The organism is Paenibacillus sp. AGC31 (assembly GCF_057334655.1).
On record NZ_JBHFJH010000005.1, the window covers coordinates 209,362 to 233,711 of the forward strand.

Consider the following 24,350-nt stretch of genomic DNA (forward strand, 5'->3'; position numbering starts at 1 on the left):
TAACAATCCATATCAGTATACATCGTTACCAACTTGGAATAAAGCAATTCCGGCTGTTGTTTCGCTAATTTTCAGCACATTGCAGGTTTCCCTGAGAGGACGCTCTACCGATGTTATGTCAATTGTTTCTGTAAAAGCTTCTCATTCTGTTCTATCAGCTGAACCCGCTGGCTGGCACAATCCAGTGAACGATATGGATCAGCCGGTGTATTGAACGTATAATCGACTAGTTTTTCCAGCGTGGTTGTTGCCACATGACAGCGGGTATCACTGGATGCGTAATAGATAAAGACCTCGTCATTTTCGTTGACTACAGCACCATTGCAGAAAATAACATTGGATACATCGCCTACACGCTCGTCGTCATAAGGGGCAATGAAGTGGCCGCCCGGCTTGGCAATAATACGTGCCGGATCATTCAGATCCGTAGCGAAGGTGTATAACACATAACGCAGGCCGGCTGCGGTGTTCCGAACCCCGTGAGCAATGTGAATCCAGCCACGATCCGTCTTGAGCGGAGCAGGGCCCTGTCCGTTTTTGACCTCATATACCGTATGATATTGCCGTTCGTCGATAATTGTCTCTTCATGAATGACAGGGTTCAAGATATCCTCACACAGACCAAAGGCGATTCCGCCGCCGCTGCCTGTGGAGATGAATCCGTCCTGTGGGCGGGTGTAGAAGGCATACTTTCCATCCACGAATTCCGGGTGCAATACGACATTACGCTGTTGAGGGGAATTCGTTGTGATGTTGGGCAACCGTTCCCAGCTTGTAAGATCCCGTGTACGAACCAGTCCTGCCTGTGCCACTGCGCTGGATGTATCAAATGCAGGAGCCTCCGGGTCTTTGCGTTCCGAGCAATAGATGCCATAGATCCAACCATCCTCATGCTGAACAAGGCGCATATCATATTGATTGGTTTCATCCGCATCAATATCTTCCCAGACCAATGGTTTACCCGTGAAACGGAACCCGTCGATTCCATTGTCACTCTCGGCGAGCGCAAAGATTGATTTGCGATCCAATCCTTCGGTACGAATAACCATGACGTATTTGCCATTGAAATAGATGGCTCCTGGATTAAGCGTTGCGTTAATGCCCAGGCGTTCCATGAAATGCGGGTTCGTTGTCTCATCCAGATCGAATCTCCAATGCAGCGGTACATGATGGCGAGTGATTACCGGATATTGGTACCGATCATATATGCCGTTGTAGAAGGAAGAATTGATCTCATTGGGGCGAGTAAGCAGCTGCTCCTGTTTCTCCAGTAACTCCTTGTATTTCGGGTGTATCATTCTGATCCCATCCTCTCGATTAGTTCAATACAGAATCTGCTATTGTGATACGGGCATTTCCACGGTCCGGCAATTTCGCTCTGATCCGGTGTTCCGTTCCCATCAACTGACCAGTACCATTCCCCACCAGCGCGCTGATCAATGATGTTTTCTTTTGTATAGGTCCACAAGCGCTCCACTCTCTCCAGAAACAGCGGATCACCTGTACGCTGATATGCATTATAGAAACCGACCATCGCCTCGGCTTGAACCCACCAAATTCGCTTCTCATCGATATGTTCACCTTCTTGTTCATTTAACAGGGAACCATCCACATTCACGGCTACATTGGAGATGTTATAGGCAATATCTGTTACCATCGCCGCATACTCCGGATGTTGTTCCAGCCTCAGCACTTTTAACGTTTCGTCGATCAGCCAGCTGGCTTCAATGTCATGTCCAAACGAGCGCAGGTCAATGAGGGATTCCCACTGTTTATTGAAAAATACCCCGAGAAACTTGGTGTCTTGGTCATACACCCGTTCATATAGAATCCCGAGCAGGCGTTCCAGCGCCGCCTTCACTTGTTGATCCGGCCACACGCGATAGAGTGTGGTGTAGGCCTCCAGCACATGGATATGCGTATTCATTGTGTAATCCGCAATAACCCCATTTTCGCTCAGCATTTCATTGGGCTGTTCCTTCCATGTGCGATCAAATTGTTCCTTGTACGCAGGTAGTTCGGCATCCAGACCTTTGTCCTCGATTAGAGCGAAAAGCGTTTTCGCAAGTTCCAATGCAGAAGCATCCCCGGTAGCACGATAGTATTCACTGAGTGAATACACACCGAATGATTGCGTATACACATGTTTGCTCGTATCCAATGCTTCCCCTGTGTAATCTACCATCCAGTACATACCGCCATATTCGGTATCCATCACATGGTCAGCGAGAAAACGGTATGCATGTTCAGCGTACTCGCGCCATCTTTCGTTTCCGGTAACCCGATACGCTGCTGCAAAAGACCAGAGTTGTCGTGCCGTTGCGATTCCGCCTTTGGGTGCCTGTTGATTCACCTGAAGATCATTGCCAACCCAGCCGTAGAATCCACCGTGGGTTGTATCTTTAAGGGTGGACCAGAAGGGTAAAATTTGCTTTTCCCAATGTTCCTTCATCTCAGATTGGAGTTGGGTTTTTTTGGTATTCATAAGTGAGCGCTCCTTCAACGTGTTACATAAATCTTAATATATAAATTGACTAAAGAATATTTACACTGGCCACTCCGATGACAGAATAACCTTCCGATCGCTGTTATCCCCAGATTTTTTTTGATTCCCTTTTTCAAAGGTGAAATTCCGGTGATAGCGTATGCTTCCGATGTAGCTTTCTTTCAGAAAGCTTTTAGGCGAACGCTCCGCTTTTTCAGGTTCTTTCTGTCCTCTACGTTTCGTGTAAATGTTTAATTAATATATATAGTTAAGTTAACGGTAACTTTATTAAACAATATTAGTGCCCTGAAAAACAGATGTCAACGAATTACTTCGCAATTTCTCTTGTTAAGTTATAAATAATTTAATTGACAGGTAAGCGTTACCATAATAGAATTCATTTTGTAACCTTAACGATAACCTAAATTTACTTAAGAGAGGGGTCGAAACAATTGAGAAAAAACAAAGGTTGGATGATGTTGCTGACGATGCTGCTCATCACTTCGCTACTTGCTGCATGTTCATCCGGAGGTGGATCTTCGCAGGCAGGGGAGGAGATCAGTACAGATCCGGCAGATATCAAAGGTGAAATAACCGTTCTGACGCAACGGACAGATATTGTGGATACCGTGTTCAAAGACTACGCAGCAGAATTCAACAAGGAATATCCCGATGTCAAAGTTAACTTTCAGGCTCTGGCCGACTACGAAGGACAAGTGAAGATCCGTATGAGCACCAAGGATTATGGTGATGTACTGATGATCCCGACCAGTGTTCCGATCGCAGATATCCCGGACTTTTTCGAGCCGCTCGGCACATACGATGAATTGAAAGACAAATACACCGCTATTGAAGAACGCATGGTGGATGGTCAGGTGTACGGTATCCCTACCGTGATCACGTTCTCCGGAATCATTTATAACAAACAGGTCTTCAAAGACGCTGGCATTATGGAAATTCCCAAAACACCGGAGCAATTCCAGGCTGCGCTTCAACTGGTCAAAGACAATACAGATGCGGTTCCACTCTACACCAACTATGCATCCGGCTGGGCTCTCACCCAATGGGAATCGGATCTGCCAACCGTGGCAGGCAGTGTGGATTACGTTAACGTGGACCAACCGAATACAGATGAGAACTTTGTGCCTGGTCAGCCGCACTATGAACTATATAAAGTGCTCTATGATGCAGCCAAGAACGGTCTAATCGAGAAAGACCCAACAACAACCGACTGGGAAAGCTCCAAGGCTGATCTTGCCAAAGGCAAAATTGCTACGATGGCACTGGGCTCTTGGGCGATTACACAGATCCAAGGGATGACGGATACACCGGACAATATTGGATTCTTACCTTTCCCAACTAATGCAAGTGAGGTTGTGGTTCCGCTCTCCGCTGACTATAACATCGGCATGAACGTGAACAGTGAGAACAAACCTGCTGCCAAAGCCTGGATTGACTGGTTCCTGGCGAAATCGAACTACGCAGTTGAACAGGGCGGCGGTATGGATGCAGACAAGAATGCTGAATTGCCACCGATTTTGGATCAATATAAAGATGTGAAATTCTCCACGCTTACACCTGCCAAAGGTGGTCAAGAAGGGCTGGTTGACAAGATTGATAACGAAGGCGAAATCGGTCTCTGGCAGCCTGACTTCAAGAAACGCATTATCGAAGCAGGTATTGGGAACCGCAAGGAATCGTATGACGACATCATGAAAGATCTGAACGACAAGTGGGTAAAAGCAAGAGCAGAACTCACGAAATAATTGGATTAACGTAAGTGGATCTGGTGATGAATGGACTGCGGGGATATAGGAATCCATATATGAATGGAGCATGGAGCATCTGGTACTCGGAAGCATGATGCCAGATGCTCTTCCTCGGCAGTTGTTCCTCCAGAATTCCATTGGACGGGAGTCTTTCGATATATAGGCGGGAGAACCGCTTGGAGGTGTGGAGAGCATGAAGTACTTAAAACTTTCGAATTGGGGCTACTCAGCGCAACGCATATTTATCATTTGTGCCTTCTCAATTATTCCGCTGGCGTTGCTGTTCACGTTTGCATACTTACCGGTCATCAACATGTTCAAATACAGTTTCACCGATTGGAACGGATACAGTAAAAGGTTTGATTATGTTGGGTTTGAGAACTATACGCGCATATTCAGTGATCCCGAATACTTCAAAGTATTTATTGTCAGCTTGTATTACTTCGTGGCTACGTTCTTACAGATGGGCTTGGCGCTTTACTTTGCCACGATTTTGAGTTTCAAAGTTCGAGGCAAAAACTTCTTCAAAGGCATACTGTTTTTCCCTTATTTGCTGAATGGGGTAGCCATCGGTTTTATCTTTCTCTTTTTCTTCAAACCGGACGGTACACTCGATATGCTCATGCAGGCTGTCGGGCTGGGACAATACACGCAGCTCTGGCTCGGTAATCCCAATATTATTAACGTGTCACTCGCAGGTGCCTCGGTATGGAGATACATGGGCTTCAACTTTATCATTTTCCTGGGTGCAATCTCCTCCATTCCGAAGGATGTGTATGAAGCATCCGATATTGATGGTGCCAATCGCTGGCAGCAATTCCGCCACATCATCCTGCCAAGCATTACACGCATCCTGCAGCTCAACCTGATCTTGGCGATTAGCGGCGCAATTAGTGCGTTCGATATTCCATATATCATGACTGATGGTTCCAACGGCAGTATGACATTTGTAATCCAGACGGTTCATTTGGCGTTTAAATATGGCAAGCTGGGACTGGCATCCGCCATGGCTGTGGTGCTGCTCTTGATCGTTATTCTCGTTACGCTCGTTCAGCGCGTCACCATGAAAGGGGAGGAATGAATGTGAACCAATTCAAATACACCCTTGCGAGCGTGGTTAAATATGCTTCCCTGGTGCTTGCGGCGTTTATCGCGCTGTTACCCATCGTGGTCATCCTGTTTGCATCTCTCAAAACCAATGCGGAATACGCTACCAGCAGTCCGCTTGCCCCGCCAGCCAACTGGCTGAACTTTGCGAATTATACGAAGGCTTTTGTGGATGGCAACATGCTGGTCGGTTTCAAAAATACAATTATTATCCTGATCATCTCCATTATAGGTGCAACGTTAACGGGTTCCATGATCGCGTATGTACTGGATCGTTTCAAATTCAAAGGTAAGAAAATCATGGTCGCGGCATTCCTGCTAGCTACGCTGATTCCAAGTGTTACGACGCAGGTCGCCACATTCCAGATCATTAACGCCCTCGACCTGTTCAACACGCGCTGGGCAGCCATCGTGATGTACCTGGGTACAGATATCATCGCGGTTTATATTTTCCTGCAATTCCTGGGTTCCATCTCAAGTGCACTGGATGAATCCGCCATGCTGGACGGCGCTTCGTACTTTACGATCTACTGGAAAATCATTCTGCCACTGCTGAAACCGGCCATTGTAACGGTCATTATCGTGAAGGGTGTGAACATCTATAACGACTTCTACACACCGTTCCTCTACATGCCAAAGGCCGATCTACAGGTCATATCCACCGCCTTGTTCAAATTCAAGGGGCCGTTCGGATCGCAGTGGGAAGTCATCAGTGCCGGCATCATGATCGCCATTATTCCAACCATGATCATTTTCCTGCTGCTACAGAAGTACATCTACAACGGCTTCGCGCAAGGCTCAGTTAAATAAAAACCGAAGGGAGAAATGAAAATGTCAGTTGCTGAAACGAAAAACGTACACATTGTTGGGGATGCTTTGCCGAATATGCCGTGGGAAGCCAAACCGGAGGGAACGGAAGGCCCGGTATGGAGACACTCGGCGAACCCGGTGGTTCCGCGTAACCCGGTCAAAGGCATTGCCCGCATTTTCAACAGTGCTGTTGTACCGTATGAAGGGAAATTCATTGGGGTATTCCGCGCCGAAACCGTTAATGGCCGTCCGCACCTGCACATGGGGGCAAGTGAGGACGGTTTGGAGTGGACGATTGAAGAAGAGCGTATTGCATTTGTAGATGAAAATGGTGATCCATTTATGCCGAACTATGCGTACGATCCACGTTTGGTCAAAGTCGAAGATACGTATTACATCATCTGGTGTACAGACTTCTACGGCGCAGCACTGGGCCTGGCCAAAACAGATGACTTCAAAACATTTGTCCGCCTCGAAAATCCAATGCTGCCGTTCAACCGTAATGGCGTGTTGTTTCCACGCAAAATCAACGACAACTATGTAATGTTGTCCAGACCAAGTGACAGTGGACATACGCCATTCGGAGACATTTTCCTGAGCGAAAGCCCGGATCTTGTGTATTGGGGCAAGCACCGTCATGTGATGAGCAAAGGCGGCCAAGGCTGGTGGCAATCGGTTAAAATTGGCGGCGGTCCTGCTCCGATTGAAACGTCCGAAGGCTGGCTGATGTTCTACCACGGCGTCACGGGAACCTGTAACGGATTGGTATATAGCATGGGTGCGGTCATTCTGGATCTGGATGAGCCTTCCAAAGTGAAATATCGTTCCTCCAACTTTGTGCTGACACCGGAAAAATGGTATGAAGAACAAGGTTTCGTTGATAACGTCATCTTCCCATGTGCAACGTTGCATGATGCTGATACCGGACGTATCGCCATCTATTACGGCGCTGCCGACACGTATGTGGGTGTGGCGTATACGACCATCGAAGAGATCGTGAACTATGTGATCGAGACGGATGAAGTCATCGCCGGTGACCACGAGGAAGGCAAGCTGTAATCGAAGTGAAACAAATTTTGGGAAAGCTGAAATTTACACAATAACGGAGAGTGCAGAACCAATCTGAAGAAGCGAAGTGGTCGCATTTATCCCCGAATTTCTCCCTTGTATAAAAGGGATTGACAGAAATCTGGGGATAACGGCGATCGGAAGATGGTACTGCAATCGTAGTGAAAGTGTATACATTGGGAGCAATGCATATGGAGTATATCAAGGGATTTACATTTGGCTGGATGAGTGGCAGGGGCGACTTCCGCAAGCCGGAGGCCAAAGAATCCTTGCGCCTGATGGCAGAACGTACAGGCAGTTCACATGTTATTTTTGCACTGGCGGCACATCAGGATCATCCGCAGGCGGTAGAGGTCAAGTATCGGGGTGAACATCTGGTCGAGGATGATGAACTGATCGACATGATTCGTTATGCCCGTACACTCGGGCTGCGTGTCATTCTGAAACCAACCGTTAACTGCACCGATGGCACATGGCGTGCACATATTAACTTTTTTGATATCGATGTGCCGTGTGAGCCAAAGTGGAAGGATTGGTTCCGCAGCTACACGGCATTTCAGAAGCATTATGCAGCGATTGCAGAGCAGGAAAAGTGTGAGATGTTCATTGTAGGCTGTGAGATGGTGCAATCCGAGCGTCGGGATCAGGAGTGGCGCGAGGTGATCGCCGGTGTGCGCGAAGTGTACACGGGACTGGTGTCATACAACACGGACAAATATCAGGAAGGCCATGTGAAGTGGTGGGATGCGGTGGACGTGATCTCCTCCAGTGGTTACTATCCCATCGGAGATTGGGAGGCACAGCTGGATCGAATCGAGCAGGCGATTGCTCCTTATGGCAAACCCTTTTTCTTCGCGGAAGCTGGTTGTCCCAGCCGCAGCGGATCAGCCTACGTACCAAACGATAGGGGACTGGAAGGCGAAGTGAATACGGAGGAACAAGAGCGTTTCTATGAGGCGATGTTCCGGCATGTCAGTCAGCGTGATTGGGTACGCGGATTCGGTCTGTGGGATTGGAGCGCACATCTGCACGCGGAGAAGGATGCGCTGGCCGATGACGGATATGGAGTTTACGGCAAGCCAGCGGAACAGGTGATTCGTCGGTTCTATGAGGGCATCGCTGTAGAAGTTTAAAACGGGAACAAGAAGGCGCATATGAAGATGGTTTTCAGTGATATATCTCCATATGTACTTTCGTGACTTCCGTGCTGTGAGCAAGGAATAACAGATTATGGTGAAGCTTATTTTTGCAGTTGTGATTCATATTCAGGTCAAGAAGCCTTTCCTCCCACAGGAAAGGCTTTTTTTGCTATTTTAGTAACAACACATACCATGTCGAATTTTGTTGACAAAAGGAGGGCTCCTGCCTATTCTTAATGGATGAATATGATAATCATTATCATAAAATAGAGAAAAGGGGTTCAACATCCATGTCTGTACAACATCGCAAATCTTCGGCCCTCACGCTGGCAACTATGCTCTTGTTGTTATTCGTTATTGTGGGTTGCAGCAATACAGGAAGTGGAGATGAATCCTCATCTGCTGCTTCGGATCAAACATCTACGAAGTCGATTACGATGTCATGGCCACGTGATATCGGTACAATGAATCCGCACACGTACAATCCTTCGCAATTATTTGCCCAATCCATGCTCTATGAGCCGCTGATCAGTTACCAGAAGGACGGAAAACTGGAACCTGCCCTGGCAGAATCATGGACCATCTCCGATGACGGCAAAGTATATACATTCAAGCTTCGCCAAGGTGTGAAATTCTCAGATGGTACGCCATTTAATGCTGAGATTGTGAAAAAGAATTTTGACGCTGTAATGAAAAATAAAGACACACATAGCTGGCTGGGCATTGTAGGTGTGCTCGACAAGACGGAGGTTGTGGACGATCAGACTTTCCGCATGACACTCACAGAGCCGTATTATCCTGTTCTTCAGGACTTGTCGGTGGTTCGTCCTTTCCGCTTCCTGGGTGAAGCCGGATTCCCGGATGACGGAGATACTTCCCAAGGCATCAAAGAGCCGGTGGGTACTGGCCCGTGGATGCTGGCTGATTACAAGCAGGACGAATATGCTGTTTTCAAACGCAACCCGAATTATTGGGGAACCGCACCGAAGGTGGATCAGATTACGGTTAAGATCATCCCTGATGCAGAAACCCGCGTGCTTGCTTTTGAAAAAGGTGATCTCGACCTGATCTATGGTGAAGGTATGATCAGTCTGGATGCGTTCCAACAGCTTCGTGACAACGATAAATATGTGAGTCAGCTGTCTGATCCGGTAGGTACGCGAGATCTGCTGCTGAATTCCTCCAATCCGAAGCTGTCTGATCTCAGAGTACGGATGGCGCTCCAGCAAGGATTTAACAAAAAAGCGATGGTGGAAGGCATCACTCTGGGTCTGGAAGAACCGGCAGATACGGCACTATCCAAGAACTACCCATACACCAATGTTGACCTGAAACCGATCGAATATAACGTTGAACAATCCAAAGCTTTATTGGATGAAGCGGGTTGGAAGATGCCTGCAAATGGTAGCGTTCGTGAGAAAGACGGCCAACAGCTTGAATTCGAAATGATTTTTGACAAGACGGACCCGATTCAGAAAGCGATGGCTGAGACCATTCAGGCGGAATGGAGCGAGCTTGGGGTTAAGGTAAACCTCACTGGGCTGGAACTGACGGTACAGATCAAACGGTTGAAAGCCAATGATTTCGACCTGTATTTCTGGTATAACTATGGTGCTCCGTATGATCCACATTCCTTCATTAACGTTGTAGCGAGCCCAGGATTTGGTATCTCTGAGACGCTCAGTGCCTTGCCGATGAAAAAGGAACTGGACGAGCAGGTACATGCCGCACTATCATCAACAGATGAGACGAAACGTCAGGAGCTGTATGGCTCCATCCTGACAACACTTCAGGAACAATCGGCGATTGTCCCCATCTCGTATGTTAAGAAAACGGCGGTATATCAGAAGGAAATCTCCAACTTTATTTTCCCGGCGAACCGTGATGAAAATCCGTTTGTAGGCATTGAGTTGGGCAATCAATAAGTAGTAAATACTTTAATTTCGGAAATGGTAAGGCCTTGGAAAGGTCATGTAGCTTGATAAAAGGGAGGAACGTTTGGTGATCAGTTATATCGGTAAACGAATGATCGCGATCATTCCTATTGTTTTTATCGCTACACTCGTTACCTTTGGGCTTATTCATATATCGCCGGTTGATCCGGCCGAGGCTTATCTGACAGCCGCTCATATCTATCCAACACCGGAGCTGCTTGCGCAAAAACGGCATGAGTTCGGTCTGGATCAGCCTTTATTAACCCAGTATGTGCATACGATTCAGAAGATTGCCAAGCTCGACTTTGGCACCTCATATCTCACCAACAAACCCGTATGGGATGAAGTGAAACTAAGGCTTCCCGCTACGGCTGAACTAGCCTTCTGGAGTATGTTGTTATCCGCTTTGGTGAGTATTCCATTGGGAATACTGGCCGCGGTGTATAAGAATAGCTGGATTGACATGGTCAGCCGTGCGATTTCCTATTTTGGAGCATCTATTCCGCAATTCTGGCTCGGTTACCTGCTGATCTTCTTTTTCTCAGTGAAGCTGGACTGGCTGCCTGTGGAGGGGCGTGGATCGTGGGAGAATCTGGTTCTGCCTACGGTAACACTATCCATGATCCTGATTGCGGTCTACACCCGATTGTTGCGTTCCAGTGTACTGGAACAATTGCAGGAGACATATGTACAGTATGCGAGAACACGCGGGATTCGCGAAAGAGTGATTATGCTCAAGCATGTCCTGAAAATCGCCATATCGCCCCTCATTACGGGGATGGGGATGAGTATGGGCAAGCTGCTCACAGGCACCATTATTGTGGAGCAAGTGTTTTCCTGGCCTGGGTTCGGGCGTTATTTTGTCGATGCGATATTTAACCGGGATATTCCCGTTATTCAATGTTATGTCTTCCTGGCGGCATGCCTGTTCATCGTATGCAATCTGCTCGTTGATCTGGTGCAGCTCGTTATGGACCCACGGATTTCAGCGAAAGGACGGGCAGAACATTGATAAACAAATGGCGTGCGGTATTTAAAGGACAGAGAGCCATCCAGATCTGCTCGGTGATCATCTTGCTTTTCTTCGTGATCGCGTTATTAGCCCCATGGATTGCTCCTCATGATCCGGTGAAGGTAAACCTGTTGCAGAAGCTGGCGAGTCCATCGCCTGAGCATTGGCTGGGAACGGATCATCTGGGACGCGACAATCTCACCAGGCTGATGTATGGAGCACGGGTGTCGCTCGGATTTGCTACCCTGATCTTTCTGTCTTCTTTGCTCATAGGTGTCATTGTGGGTTCAATCTCCGGTTACCTTGGTGGCTGGGTGGACAGTCTGCTGATGCGCTTGTGTGAAGGCATTATGGCGTTTCCGAATCTGGTGCTGGTGCTGGGTATTGTAGGGATCTTTGGTCCAGGTCTGATGCAGGTGCTTCTAGCCCTCATGATGGTACAGTGGGTGTATTATGCACGTATCTGCCGGAACATGGTCGTAAGTCTGAAGGAACGGAATTTTATCGCAGCGGCGCGGATTAGCGGCTCTTCTTCGTGGACGATTATTCGGAAACATATCATCCCCAACGTGCAGCGTCCGATTGTTGTGATGGGCACGCTGGAGATGGGATGGGCGATTATGGATATATCGGCACTTTCATTCTTGGGGCTTGGCATCCAACCACCGAATGCAGAATGGGGCGCCATGATCCATGAAGGAACAGGTTACATTCGCAGTCATCCGGAGTTGATGATCTACCCGGGTGCATTAATTCTGCTGGTAGTTATTACGTTCAACATCATGGGAGAAGCGTTATCCGAGCGTTATGGCATTGCAAAAAGGTAGTGGTTAGGAACCGAAGGCATATGGAGGTGAACGTAACGATGGATGATGCAGCGAAGGTGCTCGAAGTTCGTGGTCTGCAAGTGAATCTTAGAACAGCGGAGGGTTCAGTCCCGTTACTGGAGCCCATTGATTTTGAATTAAAAAAAGGTCTTGTCTTCGGCTTGGTTGGCGAGAGTGGTAGCGGTAAGACCGTTACGTGTAACGCCTTGCTCCATCTGCTTGATCCGCGCAGGATGGAAGTGTCGGGCAGCATCCGCCTGAATGGACGGGAGCTTGGCTCGTTGTCAGGTGAGGAGATGCGGCGCATCCGGGGCAAGGACATCGGATTTATTATGCAGAATCCGATGAATGCTTTTACCCCCGTGTACACGATTGGATCTCAGTTCATTGAAACTTTGCGTACGCATTCGGGAATGTCCAAAGTAGCGGCCCGAGAGCGGGCTATTGCTGCGTTGGCAGATATGAACCTGCCCGAACCAGCTAAACTGATGAAGCGATATCCCTTCCAACTGAGTGGCGGTATGTTGCAGCGAGTGATGATCGCCATATCGATGTGCTTGCGACCAGCCCTGGTCATTGCTGATGAACCAACGACGGCACTGGATGTCGTGAATCAGTTCAAGGTGCTTCAGGAATTGGAGCGGCTACGTACGGAGTATGGCACATCCATCTTGCTCATCTCCCACGATCTGGGCGTGATCTCGCAAATGGCGGATGAAGTCGCGGTTATGCAGAAAGGGCGGATTGTGGAGCAGGCGGATGTCTACCAACTGTTCGATCATCCGCAGCATGAGTATACCCGGATGTTGTTAAATGCCAGACCCAGTGTGTCTTTGGGACGATAAACGAATGACAGACGAGTCGAATCGTTCAGTGAGTGTATGTGTAGAGCGGATATGAACTGTATTTTGAGTGGGTAGTCGTAGAGGTGGAATGGACATGGTAATGTGTAATTTCGGCTTCTTCTGAGATTGCTTCTGCCAAGTACAAGAGAGGAGGATGACCTGATGCTTCAGGTACGTGAAGTAAGCCATAGCTATGGCAAACGTAATTGGCTGGATCGTTCAGGAGCGCGTCCTCCTGTGCTGGCAGATATCTCGCTTACGATTGAAAAGGGTGTTTGTCTGGGACTGCTGGGTACGAGTGGGGCAGGTAAAAGTACCTTGGGTAAAATCATTCTTGGTCTGGAGAAGCCCAGCCAGGGTCAGGTTTTATTTCAAGGCCAGGATATCTACCGATCCAGCAAACCCGTGCTTAAGGGATTACGACGTGATCTGCAGGTCGTTTTCCAGGACTGTTATTCGGCTGTGAATCCACTCATGACTGCTGCGCAGATCATTGGGGAGCCGCTGGATAATTACGAGCGATTGTCCGCAAAAGAACAACTTCGTGTGGTCGGACAACTGCTTGAGCAGGTTGGACTTACACCTGAGGATGGGAGCAAGCTCCCGCAACAGTTCAGCGGTGGGCAATTACAGCGAGTTAACATCGCAAGAGCTATCGCGCTCAAGCCGAAGTTAATCGTACTGGACGAATCGATCAGCAGCCTGGACATGGTGCACCAGACGCAAATCCTATCCTTATTGGCGGAGCTCAGAACGTCGTATGGGTTGTCTTACCTCTTTATCACACATGATATTCGGGCGGCCATGACGATCTGCGACCGCATTGCCGTGATGGATCAGGGCAGGATTGTCTATAGCGGTGATGCGGGGGATTCGGTAATGCAGTCGGATCATCCGGCAGTCCAGCAGCTGGTTACAGCTATTTTGCCTGAGCATCCGTCGGGTCGTATTTCATTTGGGTAAATAATGTGCGCAAGGTTCGTTAGACTATAATAAACGCAACAAAGGGGTGTCCCGTCTTGAACATGACGTAGGGGACATCCCTTTTTTGTTTAGAATTAGGCAATTTTATCTTCTGTCTTACCCCATCTTCCGCCCAAGCTGCTCAATCTTATCAAGCCAATTTTTTCTTTGTTCATCCGACTTCTTACCAACTTGATCTACAGTTGTTATCCGCACAGGTTTGATGCCGGTGAGTCCAAATGTGGAGATTTTCATCATTTTATGTGCAGGTTCACCTTGGAACCATTTGAAGTACCAGCTCGGACCATCCATCGTGGTGATCATGCGGGCGGTGCGGCCTTTGAGCAGCTGATCCGGGAAAGGTTTTCCTTTTTGATACTTGAAGGCGTAACCTGGCATGAAGATTCGGTCAATGAAACCTTTCAGTAGGGCAGGCGGTCCTCCCCACCATATTGGGAACACCCATACGAGATGCTCGGCCCACTTGATTGCTTCTTGAGCTTGTAGCAAATCCGGTTCAAGGGGAAGTTTATTACGATATCCTCCCTCCAGATTCATGTTAAACGCCAACTCGTTCAGGGTGATCATGCGGACGTCAGCACCAGCCTGCACCGCACCTTTGTGGTACGCCTCGGCGATTGCGCCGTTATAACTGGGGGAGACGGGATTACCTTGAATAATTAATATTTTTTTCATGGAAGATGACACATCCTGACTATTTTAGTTAATGAACACTAACCTCATGTGCAAAAAGAAAAGGTCACGTATGACCCGATAATCCATCTGGTATATCCTGATGGTATGTTGACGATTCTCTTTTTATAACGTGTAGCCCCAAAACCTTACTTGGTGTTCTGCGAGGTCAGAATGGCTACCACTCTCCCTCGCTACTCTTGGGGTACCTGCCCCAACATTGATGCAAGTCGGTGAACCGTTTCCCCCGTATAAGGTACCAATAGCTCCGGTAGTTCACCTTGCATACTGGAGACCGCCATGCGTGTAATTGCACCGATAATCAGCACGGCAGTGAGCCTCGAATCCTGCTGAGGCAGTTCACCCCGCATCATTCCCTGATCGATCAGATCCATTAACGCATCCAATGGCTGACGGTAATCTTCGCTGCTTCCAGCTTCAATGAATATTTCATGATTCTGTGAAATCAGCAGCAGTCCGTAGGGATCTTCATCATGCAGATGGAGAACCTCGGTAACCAGTTGCTTGAAGCGATCCAGTACGGGACCTTCCTGTCGAACATACCCGTCAATTAGTGCAGTATAGTCGACACAGTATTGGGTGAAGGCTTCCAGGGCAACGGCATCCTTGTTTTTAAAATGTTTGTAGATCGCCGCATCGGTTACTCCGGCGGCATCACCGATCTCTTTGACGGATATGCCGTCAACGCCTTTGGTTGCGAACAAGCGCATCGCCGCTTGTAGGATATCTTTCTTTTTGCTATCCACATGAGATTTGTTCTTCATGATTTTATAGTAAGTGATTACTAACTAAAATGCAACAAGCACTTTTGAAACTCTAAATTGAGACGCTGAATAAGCGCTTACGACCAAAGCTTGCAGGCTTGTGAACGGCAACGTATGATGGATAGAAATCATAATCGGAGCAGCAGGGAGAACGAAACGGATGGTGGGTAGCGTGAACGAAGAGATGGATGCATACAGCTGGGTGACACCTAAAGGAATGCTGAATGATCACTATATAACAAGCCGTGAACCGTTGTATAAAGGAATGAACGGACGATATGTGGAGCGATTCACTGTTTCTACCGGTGAAAGTTATATTTTCAAACCGCTGACGAATCCTGCACAGCATGGACGGGAACGATGGATGTACGAGCGTGTGATGTCTGGCTTACCACCGATCTATCCGCAGCTCATTGCAGCGTCGGACCCTGCCATTACACCGGCACAGAGTTGGATGATCTACGAGGATCTGGGGCAACTGGTGCATGATTCACAAGAAGCGACGATGCTCGGCGCAGCTGTACATATGGCAACGTGGCATGCGTTGTCTGTCACGGATTGGGGTGAACTGCCTCGCGTGGGCCAGAAACCGTCTATTCACACAATGCTGGATGAGTTACAAATGCACAGACAATCTACGGATGAACTGTTATCCAGGCTGGATATGCAGCTGTCCGAACCCGATTGGAATAAGATCACGAGGTTGATCCTCACGGCAGAGGAAGAACTTCCAACTGTTCTGTGTCACGGAGATTTGCATCCCGGTAATCTGGCGGATGTGGACGGCAGACTGGTCGTCTTGGACTGGGAGCATGCCCATCTGAATACGCCGCTGTGGGATGTAGTTCATCTGGTGGATCTCTCGCATCCGCTATTTCCCAGAACGGTTACGCCGGACCTGCGAGAGCGGGTTATGGATGTTTATTTGGACAAACTGGGGAGCTTGGGCGTACAGATTGAACGGGTTCCTTTTGGAGAATGGTACGACGCCTATGCTATTGTATTCTCGCTCTGGATGCTGCGTTTGATTGACGGTGATCTGAGGAGTGAGGAATGTGTGTGGCCGAAGGAACAGTTAAGTAACCAGTGGTATGAGACAGCAGCGACGCTGGAACAATGCATGAAGCACATGCGTGAGGAATAGAAATGAGGGGTGAGAAGCTTGCGTAAAGTCGGACTTGTTATGCGTAAAATTCAATTCACGGAAGCACAGGGGCCACGCGTATTTGCGGATCGGCTGAAGCAGATTGGTCTGGAACTGGGCGTGGATATTGTGTTCATCTCGCCGGAGCGTCATGTCAGCGGATACGACTGGTTGCCGGGTTATGAGCATGAGAAGGGTGACCTGGTGAACTACGATATCGTGCTGGATCAGATTCATAGTCAAAATATAGAGCATGTTATCTACACCGTATCCGGGTTTACATTTTTGAAGATGTTCTTACCGAAAAGCGTATTGTTTCCGCACAGTTTCCCCGATCCCGCGCTGACGGGATATGAGATGATGAAGCCATTTTATACGATGGTGGATAAAGCGATTGTGCAGACCGAGTTTTTGAAAACAGAACTGGGCCGCAATTTCGGTGTACATGACGTGAACGTCATCCCGATTGGCTTTAGCGAAGAGTTGGCGAACCGGCACTATGATCCGAGTCAGGTTGTGCATAATCGGGTGCTCTGGATCGGTCGGGATGAGGCGAACCGTCGCCCGGATCTAGTTCTGGAATATGCTCGGCAGAACCCGGACAAGGAAGTATATATGGTGTTTGGTGGTGTACGCTATAAGGAAACCATGAAGAAGTACGACATTCCTTCCAACGTGAAGCTGAAGTTTGCGCTCACGCAGGATGAGATATTTACGTTGATGAACTCATCCAAGGTGTATTGGAACTGTTCAGCCTTTGATACATTTGCGATGCCGTTGACGGAAGCGATGGCGATGGGCAAAATGGTCGTGAAGCCGGAGCATGCCTGCTACGGTCACATTCGATCCACGCATGCCTTTGCAGGCAACGAGGATAACTGGTTTGAACTGGTGAACATGGCTGCGGCTGCGCCGCGCAGTGTGTCAGAAGACAACCGGGAGTATGCTTTTGGTGCTTTTTCGCGCACGAAGATGAAAGAAGGGTACCGGAACTTTTTCTCAAATTGGTTGAAGTAACGTAAGGTCTGTAACAAAGGGCTTGATCCATCCAGCGACAGGAGGGGAACCTTATGGAAGTACTGATCTTGTGGACATTGGGAATGTGGGCGGTGCAGCTGCTGATTGAATGGCTTATCTACCGGTTGCAAGGACGACGAATGACGTGGGTACAATATATATTGCCATGTGTGGCCTTGCTTGGCGGTGCCGTTGTAATCATGATCAGCATCGATATTGGCGGGTGGAATGGCATCGGATATGCCCTGCTCGGCGCATCACTGGGTACCTCGGGAATGTTAACACTCATTACGGTGGCGATCAGGGATGTAATGCTTCGGCGACAGGGCAGGAATTAAGCGTAAAAATGAAACCACTATACAGTAAGATTTGAATTGGGCGATGGGCTGGTTGCAGGGACACAGCCTTCTGTGATATATTGACATTAATTATGACAAGGGAGGTGAAGACAGGTGAATCACGAGATGCTTAACAACCGTATTAGCCAGCTACCGATTGCTATGGCTGGCATTGTTCATACTTTTCTGATCAACGGGAGAAGTCTGTCCAATTTTGAATATACGGAAGTTAACATTTGCGAGAAGATGCCTGCCTTGACCTCATTCGGACGATAAGCGATATTGCTTGAATTCTGAAGGGCCGCGGAGCTAACCTCCTGCGGCTCTTTTTGTGTTGCGGTCAGGATCTTCCATACCATAGGAGGAACCTTATTATGATAATGATTAGCGCGCAACAACTGACTCAATACCACGGAGCACATCTGGTGCTGGACGGCATTACGTTTGAAATTATGGAAGGTGACAAGGTCGCCCTGATTGGCCGCAACGGAAGCGGCAAGACCACACTTATGCGCCTGATGGCAAGACTGAACAAGCCGGATGAAGGGCAATTGATGATCAAGAAAGATACACGAATGGGATATGTGGCTCAGGTTCCAGAAGGATTGGATGACCATACCGTACTGGATGTACTGAGTCTTGGACTCAAGGAGCTTATGATATGTCGCACGCAAATGAAGGAAATGGAGCAACAGATGTCCGATCCGGCATGTGCAGCAGACCCTAATCAATTGGAGCGCCTGCTGAAACGCTACGCGGCACTGCAAGACCAGTTCGAGCGTGAGGGTGGATACGAAATGGATGCCCGGATCGATCAGGTGGCGGACGGTTTGGATATCGCCAAGGCACACTATGGTTGGCGCTTCGGTTCCCTGTCCGGTGGGGAGCAGACTCGGGTAGTGTTGGCTTCACAGCTAATCGTAAGGCCCGATCTGTTATTGCTGGATGAGCCGACGAACCATCTCGATCTGGAGCGGGTCGAGTGGCTGGAAGGATTTTTACGAGAATATCCCGGCACCATTGTCCTGATCTCGCATGATCGTTATTTTCTGGATCGGGTCGTGAATCGAACACTGGAGCTGGAGGATGGAGAAGCGGAAACGTCTGCTGGCGGTTATACGGAATATATGAAAGTGAAGGAACAACGGCTGTTGCAGCAATTCGAAGAGTTCAAGGAGCAGCAGAAGGTTATCAAGAAAATGAAAGAAACGATCCGCCAGTTAGAGGAGTGGGGCCGAGTTGGTGGGAATGAAAAGTTCTTCAGACGGGCGGCTTCTATGCGTAAAGCCATCGAGCGGATGGAACAGGTGAAGCGTCCTGTACTGGAGCGCCGCAATGCCGAATTCGATGTGCGCCCTACGGATCGAACGGGTAAACGGGTAGCAGTATTGGAACAGGTCGAGAAGAGTTATGGCGAGCGTGAAATCCTGCGCGGAATCTCGGGTCTGCTGGAGTATGGGGATAAAATTGCACTCATTGGCCGGAATGGTTCTGGCAAGACGACCCTGTTCAAGCTGTTGCTTGGTGACGAGCAACCCAATGCGGGCAAGCTGGAGTGGGGGGCACGTGTGGATGTGGGGTATCTGGCTCAACAGGAGGAACCCACGAATCCAAAACTGAACGTACTTGAATACTTCCGTCTGGAAGCGGGTGTGGAGGAAGGCGAGGCTCGCGGGATTCTGGCCCGATATCTGTTCTATGGAGCGGATGTATTCCGCTCTGTCGGGCAATTATCTGGCGGGGAATGGACGCGCCTGCGGCTGGCTCTGCTGGTGCAACGCAAACCCAATGTACTGCTGCTCGATGAGCCGACCAACCATCTGGATATCGCATCCAGAGAAGCGCTGGAAGAATCCTTGGTTGATTTTGAAGGAACCGTACTTGCCATCTCGCATGATCGGTACTTCGTCAATCGCCTCGCCTCCCGTGTCTGGGAACTGGAGGACGGACAGATGACCTCTTATCTGGGAGACTATGAGGCGTATCGTGAGAAGAAGCTTGATATGCAAGCTCGTGCGGCGGCGACAACTCAGGCTACAGCAGGAGTGGGAGTTTCCTCTCGTGGGAATGCCAAGTCAGAGTTGAAGTCAGGTTTAACGTCTGCGCCCGGCGGGACTGCCAGATCAGGGAAGAAACCAGAAGCAACATCGACAATGAACGGTTCCGCTGTTGCGGCTACCGATGGAAGTCGTGGTCATGAAGTTTCCACAGGATCAAGCAAGGCATTGACTCCTTCGGCAGCAACTGCATCGAATCATAGAAGTAGCAACGGCAATATACTGTCTGCGGAGAAGCTGGAGAAGACCCTGGCTCGTCTTGAGGCAGAGATTCAGGCTTTGGATCAACAGTTGGAAACGGTACAGAATAATCCGCTTGAACTGGAACAAATCTGGAATGACCGGGAGCAATTGTCCACTGAATACAATGATGTATTGGCCCAGTGGGCTGAGTTATAAGTCAGAATAGTATGAGCATAAGATTAAACAAGTGCGGTCGGAGAGTTTTCTCCGGCCTTTTTGAACTGGATTGCGTACCAAAACAAAAGTAGAAAACAGTATGTTATTTCCTGCTTCGTTAATCGGAGAACGAAGGTAGCCAACATGTTCTTTATTACATGTCATGGTGAATAGAATCAATTTCATAACTCATTAAAAATGGAGTTTTGCAACTAGACATAGACAAATTAAACCATTTTGATCTATGTCTATCCTTGATTTGAAGCAGCTAAAGGTAATATGAAATTGATTCACTTGTGTAACTTTTTTCCTTCTGATGCGTTAAATACGTTTGTATGAATTGAAACGGCTCACCTAAGAGCTCGCAAAAAGGGAGGTTATCGGTATCTATTATTCATTGACGTATCGGAGTTGGTCGGATGATCGACAGGCGGAAACGGGAGTGCTGGAACAGACTTCAGTCACACGAGATGAACTGTTCATGCGCAAACTGGTGGATGCCACCTTGGTGAAAAACAAACTCTGGGCGCATCTGTCCAATGAATGCCAGGATGGGCGGGAACATGCAGTATATGTAACGGCGTATGAGCAACAGATGCCGGATGAGTACGGTGCAGCTATTGCGGATGCTGCGCTGGCGATGTGCAAAATGTCTTCCATGTACAGCGTAGAGTATATGCTCTGGAATGGAAGTTCATTTCAGGAGTTGGAACTCACAGTATCCTCCACCTATACAATGGAGCTTGCCGAGCAACTGCTGGACCATTACATGGTCCGCGGTGGCAAGACGTATGAGTTCCTGTATTCCGTGCTGGATGCGGATCGCAAGAAAGTGTTGTTTTATATGAAAGAGGTGGATCTGTAATGAGTGACCAAGAGCGGGGGCAAGCATCCAAACCCGGATCAAAAGCGAAGCTGGTTGCTTTCTCCCTGATGCTGGCGGTTCCTGCCGTGTTATCCGGTTGTGGCAGCAACAATGATGAATGTGACCCGGAGTATGATACCGGATGTGAATATGATTCCAGCAGTGGGCACTATTACTACGGTGGGTCGTCGTATCGAAGCAATAAGGACAGTAACAGCTCCTATAGCAAATCCAAGTCCAAATCAAGCGGCTTCGGTAGCTTCTTCCGCAGCTCGGGAGGATAACCGGATGAGGCAAGTGGTTCAACTGCCGTTAAGTCACGAAGAGGTATTTCAGGGCGAAACGGAACAACAGATTCCATACCATCGAATGTACGGGAAGCAATATTGTGTGCCTGCATTAACGGTTTATTCTCCCTCGGAGGTACAGGAGCTGCGTATTGCAGCCGAGGCGGTAGACAGCATTTACTGTAAAGTGATGCGATTTATCCAGCAATACATGCCGGATTCTTTTTTGGAGCATCAGCTGGGTATCCATCCGGGGCTTATTCCGGCAGCACGTATGGAGATGGTGACTGGAGGCATTACCCGTCAGGACTGGATTATTGGAGAAGCTGGGCCGAAGTGTATTGAAAATAATACGGACACTCCTACGGGTATACCGGAGGCTGCTGCATTGGAAAATATCCTGGTCGGTCTTGCTGAGGATGCTGCTCTCACTGCACCATCTGCCGAGATGGATACACGTATTCGGGAGTGTTTCAGGATATGGCTCGAATTCTACGCAAACCAAGGATTGCAGGGTCCGGTGACATTCACTTCTTTTGGCGAACATGTCGAAGATCGTACAAATACGGAATACCTGATGAAACGCTGTCAGGAAGCGGGATACGAAGTCTTCTATGCTCCACTGGATGAACTGGAGATTGTTCCGGGGGAGGCGCTTTACCATAAGGGTCGGGAGATTAACCTACTGTATCGCCTTTATCCACTGGAGTATCTGATCGATGATCGGGATGAGACGACAGGGGTGGAGATTGGAGCTGCGCTGCTTGAACTTGTACGTGAGGGACGACTGGGCCTGATGAATCCGGTTCAGCATGTACTGATGCAGAGTAAAGGCTTCATGGCGGCAATCTGGTCGCTCTACGAGCGGAACGAGCAAACCCCGGAATATTGCGGGTTTACCCTCTTTGATGAAGTGGAAATGGACGTGATTTCCCGATATCTGCTGCCCACCTATTTTTCGGCAGAGCCTTTCGAGCTGAATGCCATATCATATGTAGCCAAAAGCTACTGGGGACGCGAAGGCAGAGGAACTCTTTTGCTGGATGGAGGAACGGACAATGCCTTTGGAAAGCAGGAGATGGAGCATCCTCTTAACGAGGCGCTGGAATCCAATCTTGCATCTGGGGCAACAGACGAGGATGAAGAGATCACAGCTTATTACGAAAATCAGCCCAAAATCTATCAGCAGCTGGTTCCGATGGAACAGGTTGTGATCGAGACGGAAGCTGGAGCGTACAGCGGCTATCTGCTTACAGGGGTGTTTGTTATCGGTGGGCGTTTGGCTGGGTTGCTACCACGGATCGGGGAGAAAGTAACTGGAGATATGGCCTATTATTGCGCGGCTACAGTTCGTGAACGGATGAATGATGAGGAGGAGAAGGAATGGAGAACTTGGGATTGAACTTGCTGAATGTTGCGGTGGGTGTAGGCATTCTGCTGGTGGTATTGGTGTGTGGATATTTCGCTTTTAGCAAATTGACCCGGTATAACGATAGTGAGGAAATCGCCAAAGGTAACGAGGCGGCAGGCATGTATATGGGCAGCAAATTGCTGGGACTGTGTATTATCGTAGGCATGGTGTCTTTCTCGACGCATTCGTGGCTGGATATGCTGCTGTGGTCGGCACTTGGAATTATTGTGTTGTGCCTGGTCTATATTATATTTGATTTCCTTACGCCTAAAATGCGAGTATGCGAAGAAATCGCACGAGGCAATATGGCAGTAGCACAGCTGCTGCGTTCGATTATCATCGGCGTTTCCATCGTCATCGGTACGTTTTTGATGTAAAATAAGACATAGTGTTTTATAGAGTTTACTATCAATGGGAAGAAGGAGCGCGGCATCATGAGAAGAGTCATCATCGATACAGATACAGCAGGAGACGATACGATTGCGATCCTGACGGCATTGCATAACTTTCAGGTGGAGGGCATTACCATTACGGGCGGTAACGTACAATTCGACCAGGAGGTTGAAAATGCCCTGTACACGGTACAGGTTGCTGGACATGGCGGCAAGGTGCCTGTGTATAAAGGTTGCGAGCGTCCGTTAATGGCCTACGGTAAAGCTCAGCACCGCACAGTGGAAGATGTGCATGGCGATGACGGCATGGGCGGCGCGCATTTCCCGAAGGCAGATCAACGTCCCGAGAGCGGGCACGCGGTTGATTTTATCATTGAGAAGGTGCATGCATATCCAGGTGAAATTGAACTTCTGGCGATTGCCCCGCTGACTAATATTGCGATGGCAATTCAGAAAGACCCCACGATTATTCCGGAGATTGCTCACCTGTACATCATGGGCGGAACGAATAATGCACTGGGCAATATCACACCGGCAGCGGAGTATAACTTCTACGTGGACCCGGAAGCAGCGAAAATTGTACTGCATGCAGGCATTCCGATTACGATGGTTGGCTGGGAGATGTGCACGCAATATTCAGTGATGGACGATGACGATCATGCAGAGATTGCGGCTCTGGGTACATCCGGTGCCGATTTCTTCACCGCTATCAACAAAGTGGTTATGCAGTTCAACAAGTCGGTACATAAGCTGAATGGCACCACTCATCCCGATACGTTGCTGATGGCTGTTGCGGCAGATGAATCCATCATGACCAAGTCGGGTCAATATTATGTGGATGTGGAAGCGGCAGGAGAGCTGACACGTGGATACAGTGTGGTTGATATCAACGGACGTTTTGGCAAAGAGCCCAATGTACGCGTCTGTGAAGCCATTGATCGGCCCAAATTCAAATCCATGCTGCTGGACGTTCTCTCAGCGATCCAGTAAACGCAGGAATGTA

Annotated in this window: 24 protein-coding genes; 20 read left to right on the plus strand and 4 right to left on the minus strand. The window is 48.7% G+C overall.

The genetic code is table 11. The features are described 5' to 3' along the window. Nucleotides 1-113: 113 nt before the first annotated feature. Nucleotides 114-1,298 (minus strand): glycoside hydrolase family 130 protein, encoded by a 1,185-nt coding sequence (locus ACE04G_RS04700; protein ID WP_449003683.1) that lies wholly within the window; start codon nt 1,296-1,298, stop codon nt 114-116. Further along, nucleotides 1,295-2,485 (minus strand): AGE family epimerase/isomerase, encoded by a 1,191-nt coding sequence (locus ACE04G_RS04705; RefSeq protein ID WP_449003684.1) that lies wholly within the window; start codon nt 2,483-2,485, stop codon nt 1,295-1,297. The genes ACE04G_RS04700 and ACE04G_RS04705 overlap by 4 nt, the downstream gene beginning before the upstream one ends. A gap of 452 nt (nt 2,486-2,937) precedes the next feature. On the opposite strand from ACE04G_RS04705, the gene ACE04G_RS04710 reads away from it, so the two are divergent. The 10 genes from ACE04G_RS04710 (at nt 2,938) to nikE (ending at nt 13,959) form a co-directional block, all read left to right on the plus strand. Next, a complete protein-coding gene (locus ACE04G_RS04710) occupies nt 2,938-4,251 on the plus strand; it encodes an ABC transporter substrate-binding protein (protein WP_339306136.1) in 1,314 nt (437 codons plus the stop codon). A 196-nt stretch (nt 4,252-4,447) separates the two neighbouring features. Next, the gene (locus ACE04G_RS04715; RefSeq protein WP_221819858.1) at nt 4,448-5,335 is read left to right on the plus strand and encodes a carbohydrate ABC transporter permease; all 888 of its coding nucleotides are present in this window, start codon (nt 4,448-4,450) and stop codon (nt 5,333-5,335) included. Beyond that, nucleotides 5,332-6,171, plus strand: a complete 840-nt coding sequence (locus tag ACE04G_RS04720) for a carbohydrate ABC transporter permease (protein WP_405131019.1) — start codon at nt 5,332-5,334, stop codon at nt 6,169-6,171. Before ACE04G_RS04715 ends, ACE04G_RS04720 begins: the two co-directional genes overlap by 4 nt. Nucleotides 6,172-6,192: 21 nt before the next feature. Further along, nucleotides 6,193-7,230, plus strand: coding sequence for a glycoside hydrolase family 130 protein (locus ACE04G_RS04725; protein WP_237177916.1), 1,038 nt, complete (start codon nt 6,193-6,195; stop codon nt 7,228-7,230). A 200-nt stretch (nt 7,231-7,430) separates the two neighbouring features. After that, nucleotides 7,431-8,372 (plus strand): glycoside hydrolase family 113, encoded by a 942-nt coding sequence (locus ACE04G_RS04730; RefSeq protein WP_449003685.1) that lies wholly within the window; start codon nt 7,431-7,433, stop codon nt 8,370-8,372. Between the two features lie 296 nt (nt 8,373-8,668). Beyond that, nucleotides 8,669-10,303, plus strand: a complete 1,635-nt coding sequence (nikA, locus tag ACE04G_RS04735) for a nickel ABC transporter substrate-binding protein (protein WP_449003686.1) — start codon at nt 8,669-8,671, stop codon at nt 10,301-10,303. 76 nt (nt 10,304-10,379) lie between these two features. Next, entirely contained in the window at nt 10,380-11,324 is a 945-nt protein-coding gene (gene nikB, locus ACE04G_RS04740) for a nickel ABC transporter permease subunit NikB (protein ID WP_449003687.1), read from the plus strand. Then, entirely contained in the window at nt 11,321-12,151 is an 831-nt protein-coding gene (gene nikC / locus ACE04G_RS04745) for a nickel ABC transporter permease subunit NikC (RefSeq protein ID WP_449003688.1), read from the plus strand. Before nikB ends, nikC begins: the two co-directional genes overlap by 4 nt. A gap of 38 nt (nt 12,152-12,189) precedes the next feature. After that, nucleotides 12,190-12,996: an ABC transporter ATP-binding protein gene (locus ACE04G_RS04750; protein WP_449003712.1), complete on the plus strand. Its 807-nt coding sequence runs from the start codon at nt 12,190-12,192 to the stop codon at nt 12,994-12,996. A 162-nt stretch (nt 12,997-13,158) separates the two neighbouring features. Then, nucleotides 13,159-13,959 carry a nickel import ATP-binding protein NikE gene (gene nikE, locus ACE04G_RS04755; RefSeq protein ID WP_449003689.1) on the plus strand — a complete coding sequence of 267 codons (801 nt, stop codon included), beginning with the start codon at nt 13,159-13,161 and terminating at the stop codon, nt 13,957-13,959. A 117-nt stretch (nt 13,960-14,076) separates the two neighbouring features. On the opposite strand, the gene ACE04G_RS04760 is transcribed toward nikE, so the two are convergent. Continuing rightward, complete coding sequence (locus ACE04G_RS04760) at nt 14,077-14,655, minus strand: NAD(P)H-dependent oxidoreductase (protein WP_449003690.1); 579 nt, start codon at nt 14,653-14,655, stop codon at nt 14,077-14,079. Between the two features lie 191 nt (nt 14,656-14,846). Continuing rightward, on the minus strand, nt 14,847-15,437 hold the full coding sequence (locus ACE04G_RS04765) for a TetR/AcrR family transcriptional regulator (RefSeq protein WP_339180436.1): 591 nt from the start codon (nt 15,435-15,437) through the stop codon (nt 14,847-14,849). A 160-nt stretch (nt 15,438-15,597) separates the two neighbouring features. Here ACE04G_RS04765 and ACE04G_RS04770 point away from each other — a divergent pair, with 160 nt between their 5' ends. The 10 genes from ACE04G_RS04770 to ACE04G_RS04815 all read left to right on the plus strand — a co-directional run bounded on the left by ACE04G_RS04770 (nt 15,598) and on the right by ACE04G_RS04815 (nt 24,337). Next, nucleotides 15,598-16,581 carry a phosphotransferase family protein gene (locus tag ACE04G_RS04770; protein WP_449003691.1) on the plus strand — a complete coding sequence of 328 codons (984 nt, stop codon included), beginning with the start codon at nt 15,598-15,600 and terminating at the stop codon, nt 16,579-16,581. 18 nt (nt 16,582-16,599) lie between these two features. Beyond that, nucleotides 16,600-17,598 carry a glycosyltransferase gene (locus ACE04G_RS04775; RefSeq protein ID WP_221819830.1) on the plus strand — a complete coding sequence of 333 codons (999 nt, stop codon included), beginning with the start codon at nt 16,600-16,602 and terminating at the stop codon, nt 17,596-17,598. 53 nt (nt 17,599-17,651) lie between these two features. Next, entirely contained in the window at nt 17,652-17,936 is a 285-nt protein-coding gene (locus tag ACE04G_RS04780) for a hypothetical protein (RefSeq protein WP_237177906.1), read from the plus strand. A gap of 114 nt (nt 17,937-18,050) precedes the next feature. After that, entirely contained in the window at nt 18,051-18,212 is a 162-nt protein-coding gene (locus ACE04G_RS04785; RefSeq protein ID WP_449003692.1) for a hypothetical protein, read from the plus strand. 98 nt (nt 18,213-18,310) lie between these two features. Continuing rightward, nucleotides 18,311-20,392, plus strand: coding sequence for a ribosomal protection-like ABC-F family protein (gene abc-f, locus ACE04G_RS04790; RefSeq protein ID WP_449003693.1), 2,082 nt, complete (start codon nt 18,311-18,313; stop codon nt 20,390-20,392). 442 nt (nt 20,393-20,834) lie between these two features. Then, nucleotides 20,835-21,257 (plus strand): hypothetical protein, encoded by a 423-nt coding sequence (locus tag ACE04G_RS04795; RefSeq protein WP_486094194.1) that lies wholly within the window; start codon nt 20,835-20,837, stop codon nt 21,255-21,257. Next, the gene (locus tag ACE04G_RS04800; protein ID WP_036671603.1) at nt 21,257-21,541 is read left to right on the plus strand and encodes a hypothetical protein; all 285 of its coding nucleotides are present in this window, start codon (nt 21,257-21,259) and stop codon (nt 21,539-21,541) included. The genes ACE04G_RS04795 and ACE04G_RS04800 overlap by 1 nt, the downstream gene beginning before the upstream one ends. A gap of 4 nt (nt 21,542-21,545) precedes the next feature. Next, a complete protein-coding gene (locus tag ACE04G_RS04805; RefSeq protein ID WP_449003695.1) occupies nt 21,546-22,946 on the plus strand; it encodes a glutathionylspermidine synthase family protein in 1,401 nt (466 codons plus the stop codon). Continuing rightward, nucleotides 22,928-23,332, plus strand: a complete 405-nt coding sequence (locus ACE04G_RS04810; protein ID WP_449003696.1) for a DUF350 domain-containing protein — start codon at nt 22,928-22,930, stop codon at nt 23,330-23,332. The genes ACE04G_RS04805 and ACE04G_RS04810 overlap by 19 nt, the downstream gene beginning before the upstream one ends. Nucleotides 23,333-23,389: 57 nt before the next feature. Beyond that, on the plus strand, nt 23,390-24,337 hold the full coding sequence (locus ACE04G_RS04815; protein WP_449003697.1) for a nucleoside hydrolase: 948 nt from the start codon (nt 23,390-23,392) through the stop codon (nt 24,335-24,337). Nucleotides 24,338-24,350 lie beyond the last annotated feature (13 nt).

Excerpts from the sequence above, each read along its gene's own strand:
- ACE04G_RS04700 (WP_449003683.1), bottom strand. The coding sequence starts at position 1,298 with ATGATACACCCGAAATACAAGGAGTTACTGGAGAAACAGGAGCAGCTG.
- ACE04G_RS04705 (WP_449003684.1), bottom strand. The coding sequence starts at position 2,485 with ATGAATACCAAAAAAACCCAACTCCAATCTGAGATGAAGGAACATTGG.
- ACE04G_RS04715 (WP_221819858.1), top strand. The coding sequence starts at position 4,448 with ATGAAGTACTTAAAACTTTCGAATTGGGGCTACTCAGCGCAACGCATA.
- ACE04G_RS04720 (WP_405131019.1), top strand. The coding sequence starts at position 5,332 with ATGAATGTGAACCAATTCAAATACACCCTTGCGAGCGTGGTTAAATAT.
- ACE04G_RS04725 (WP_237177916.1), top strand. The coding sequence starts at position 6,193 with ATGTCAGTTGCTGAAACGAAAAACGTACACATTGTTGGGGATGCTTTG.
- ACE04G_RS04730 (WP_449003685.1), top strand. The coding sequence starts at position 7,431 with ATGGAGTATATCAAGGGATTTACATTTGGCTGGATGAGTGGCAGGGGC.
- nikA (WP_449003686.1), top strand. The coding sequence starts at position 8,669 with ATGTCTGTACAACATCGCAAATCTTCGGCCCTCACGCTGGCAACTATG.
- ACE04G_RS04750 (WP_449003712.1), top strand. The coding sequence starts at position 12,190 with ATGGATGATGCAGCGAAGGTGCTCGAAGTTCGTGGTCTGCAAGTGAAT.
- nikE (WP_449003689.1), top strand. The coding sequence starts at position 13,159 with ATGCTTCAGGTACGTGAAGTAAGCCATAGCTATGGCAAACGTAATTGG.
- ACE04G_RS04760 (WP_449003690.1), bottom strand. The coding sequence starts at position 14,655 with ATGAAAAAAATATTAATTATTCAAGGTAATCCCGTCTCCCCCAGTTAT.
- ACE04G_RS04765 (WP_339180436.1), bottom strand. The coding sequence starts at position 15,437 with ATGAAGAACAAATCTCATGTGGATAGCAAAAAGAAAGATATCCTACAA.
- ACE04G_RS04770 (WP_449003691.1), top strand. The coding sequence starts at position 15,598 with ATGGTGGGTAGCGTGAACGAAGAGATGGATGCATACAGCTGGGTGACA.
- ACE04G_RS04780 (WP_237177906.1), top strand. The coding sequence starts at position 17,652 with ATGGAAGTACTGATCTTGTGGACATTGGGAATGTGGGCGGTGCAGCTG.
- abc-f (WP_449003693.1), top strand. The coding sequence starts at position 18,311 with ATGATAATGATTAGCGCGCAACAACTGACTCAATACCACGGAGCACAT.
- ACE04G_RS04800 (WP_036671603.1), top strand. The coding sequence starts at position 21,257 with ATGAGTGACCAAGAGCGGGGGCAAGCATCCAAACCCGGATCAAAAGCG.
- ACE04G_RS04805 (WP_449003695.1), top strand. The coding sequence starts at position 21,546 with ATGAGGCAAGTGGTTCAACTGCCGTTAAGTCACGAAGAGGTATTTCAG.
- ACE04G_RS04810 (WP_449003696.1), top strand. The coding sequence starts at position 22,928 with ATGGAGAACTTGGGATTGAACTTGCTGAATGTTGCGGTGGGTGTAGGC.
- ACE04G_RS04815 (WP_449003697.1), top strand. The coding sequence starts at position 23,390 with ATGAGAAGAGTCATCATCGATACAGATACAGCAGGAGACGATACGATT.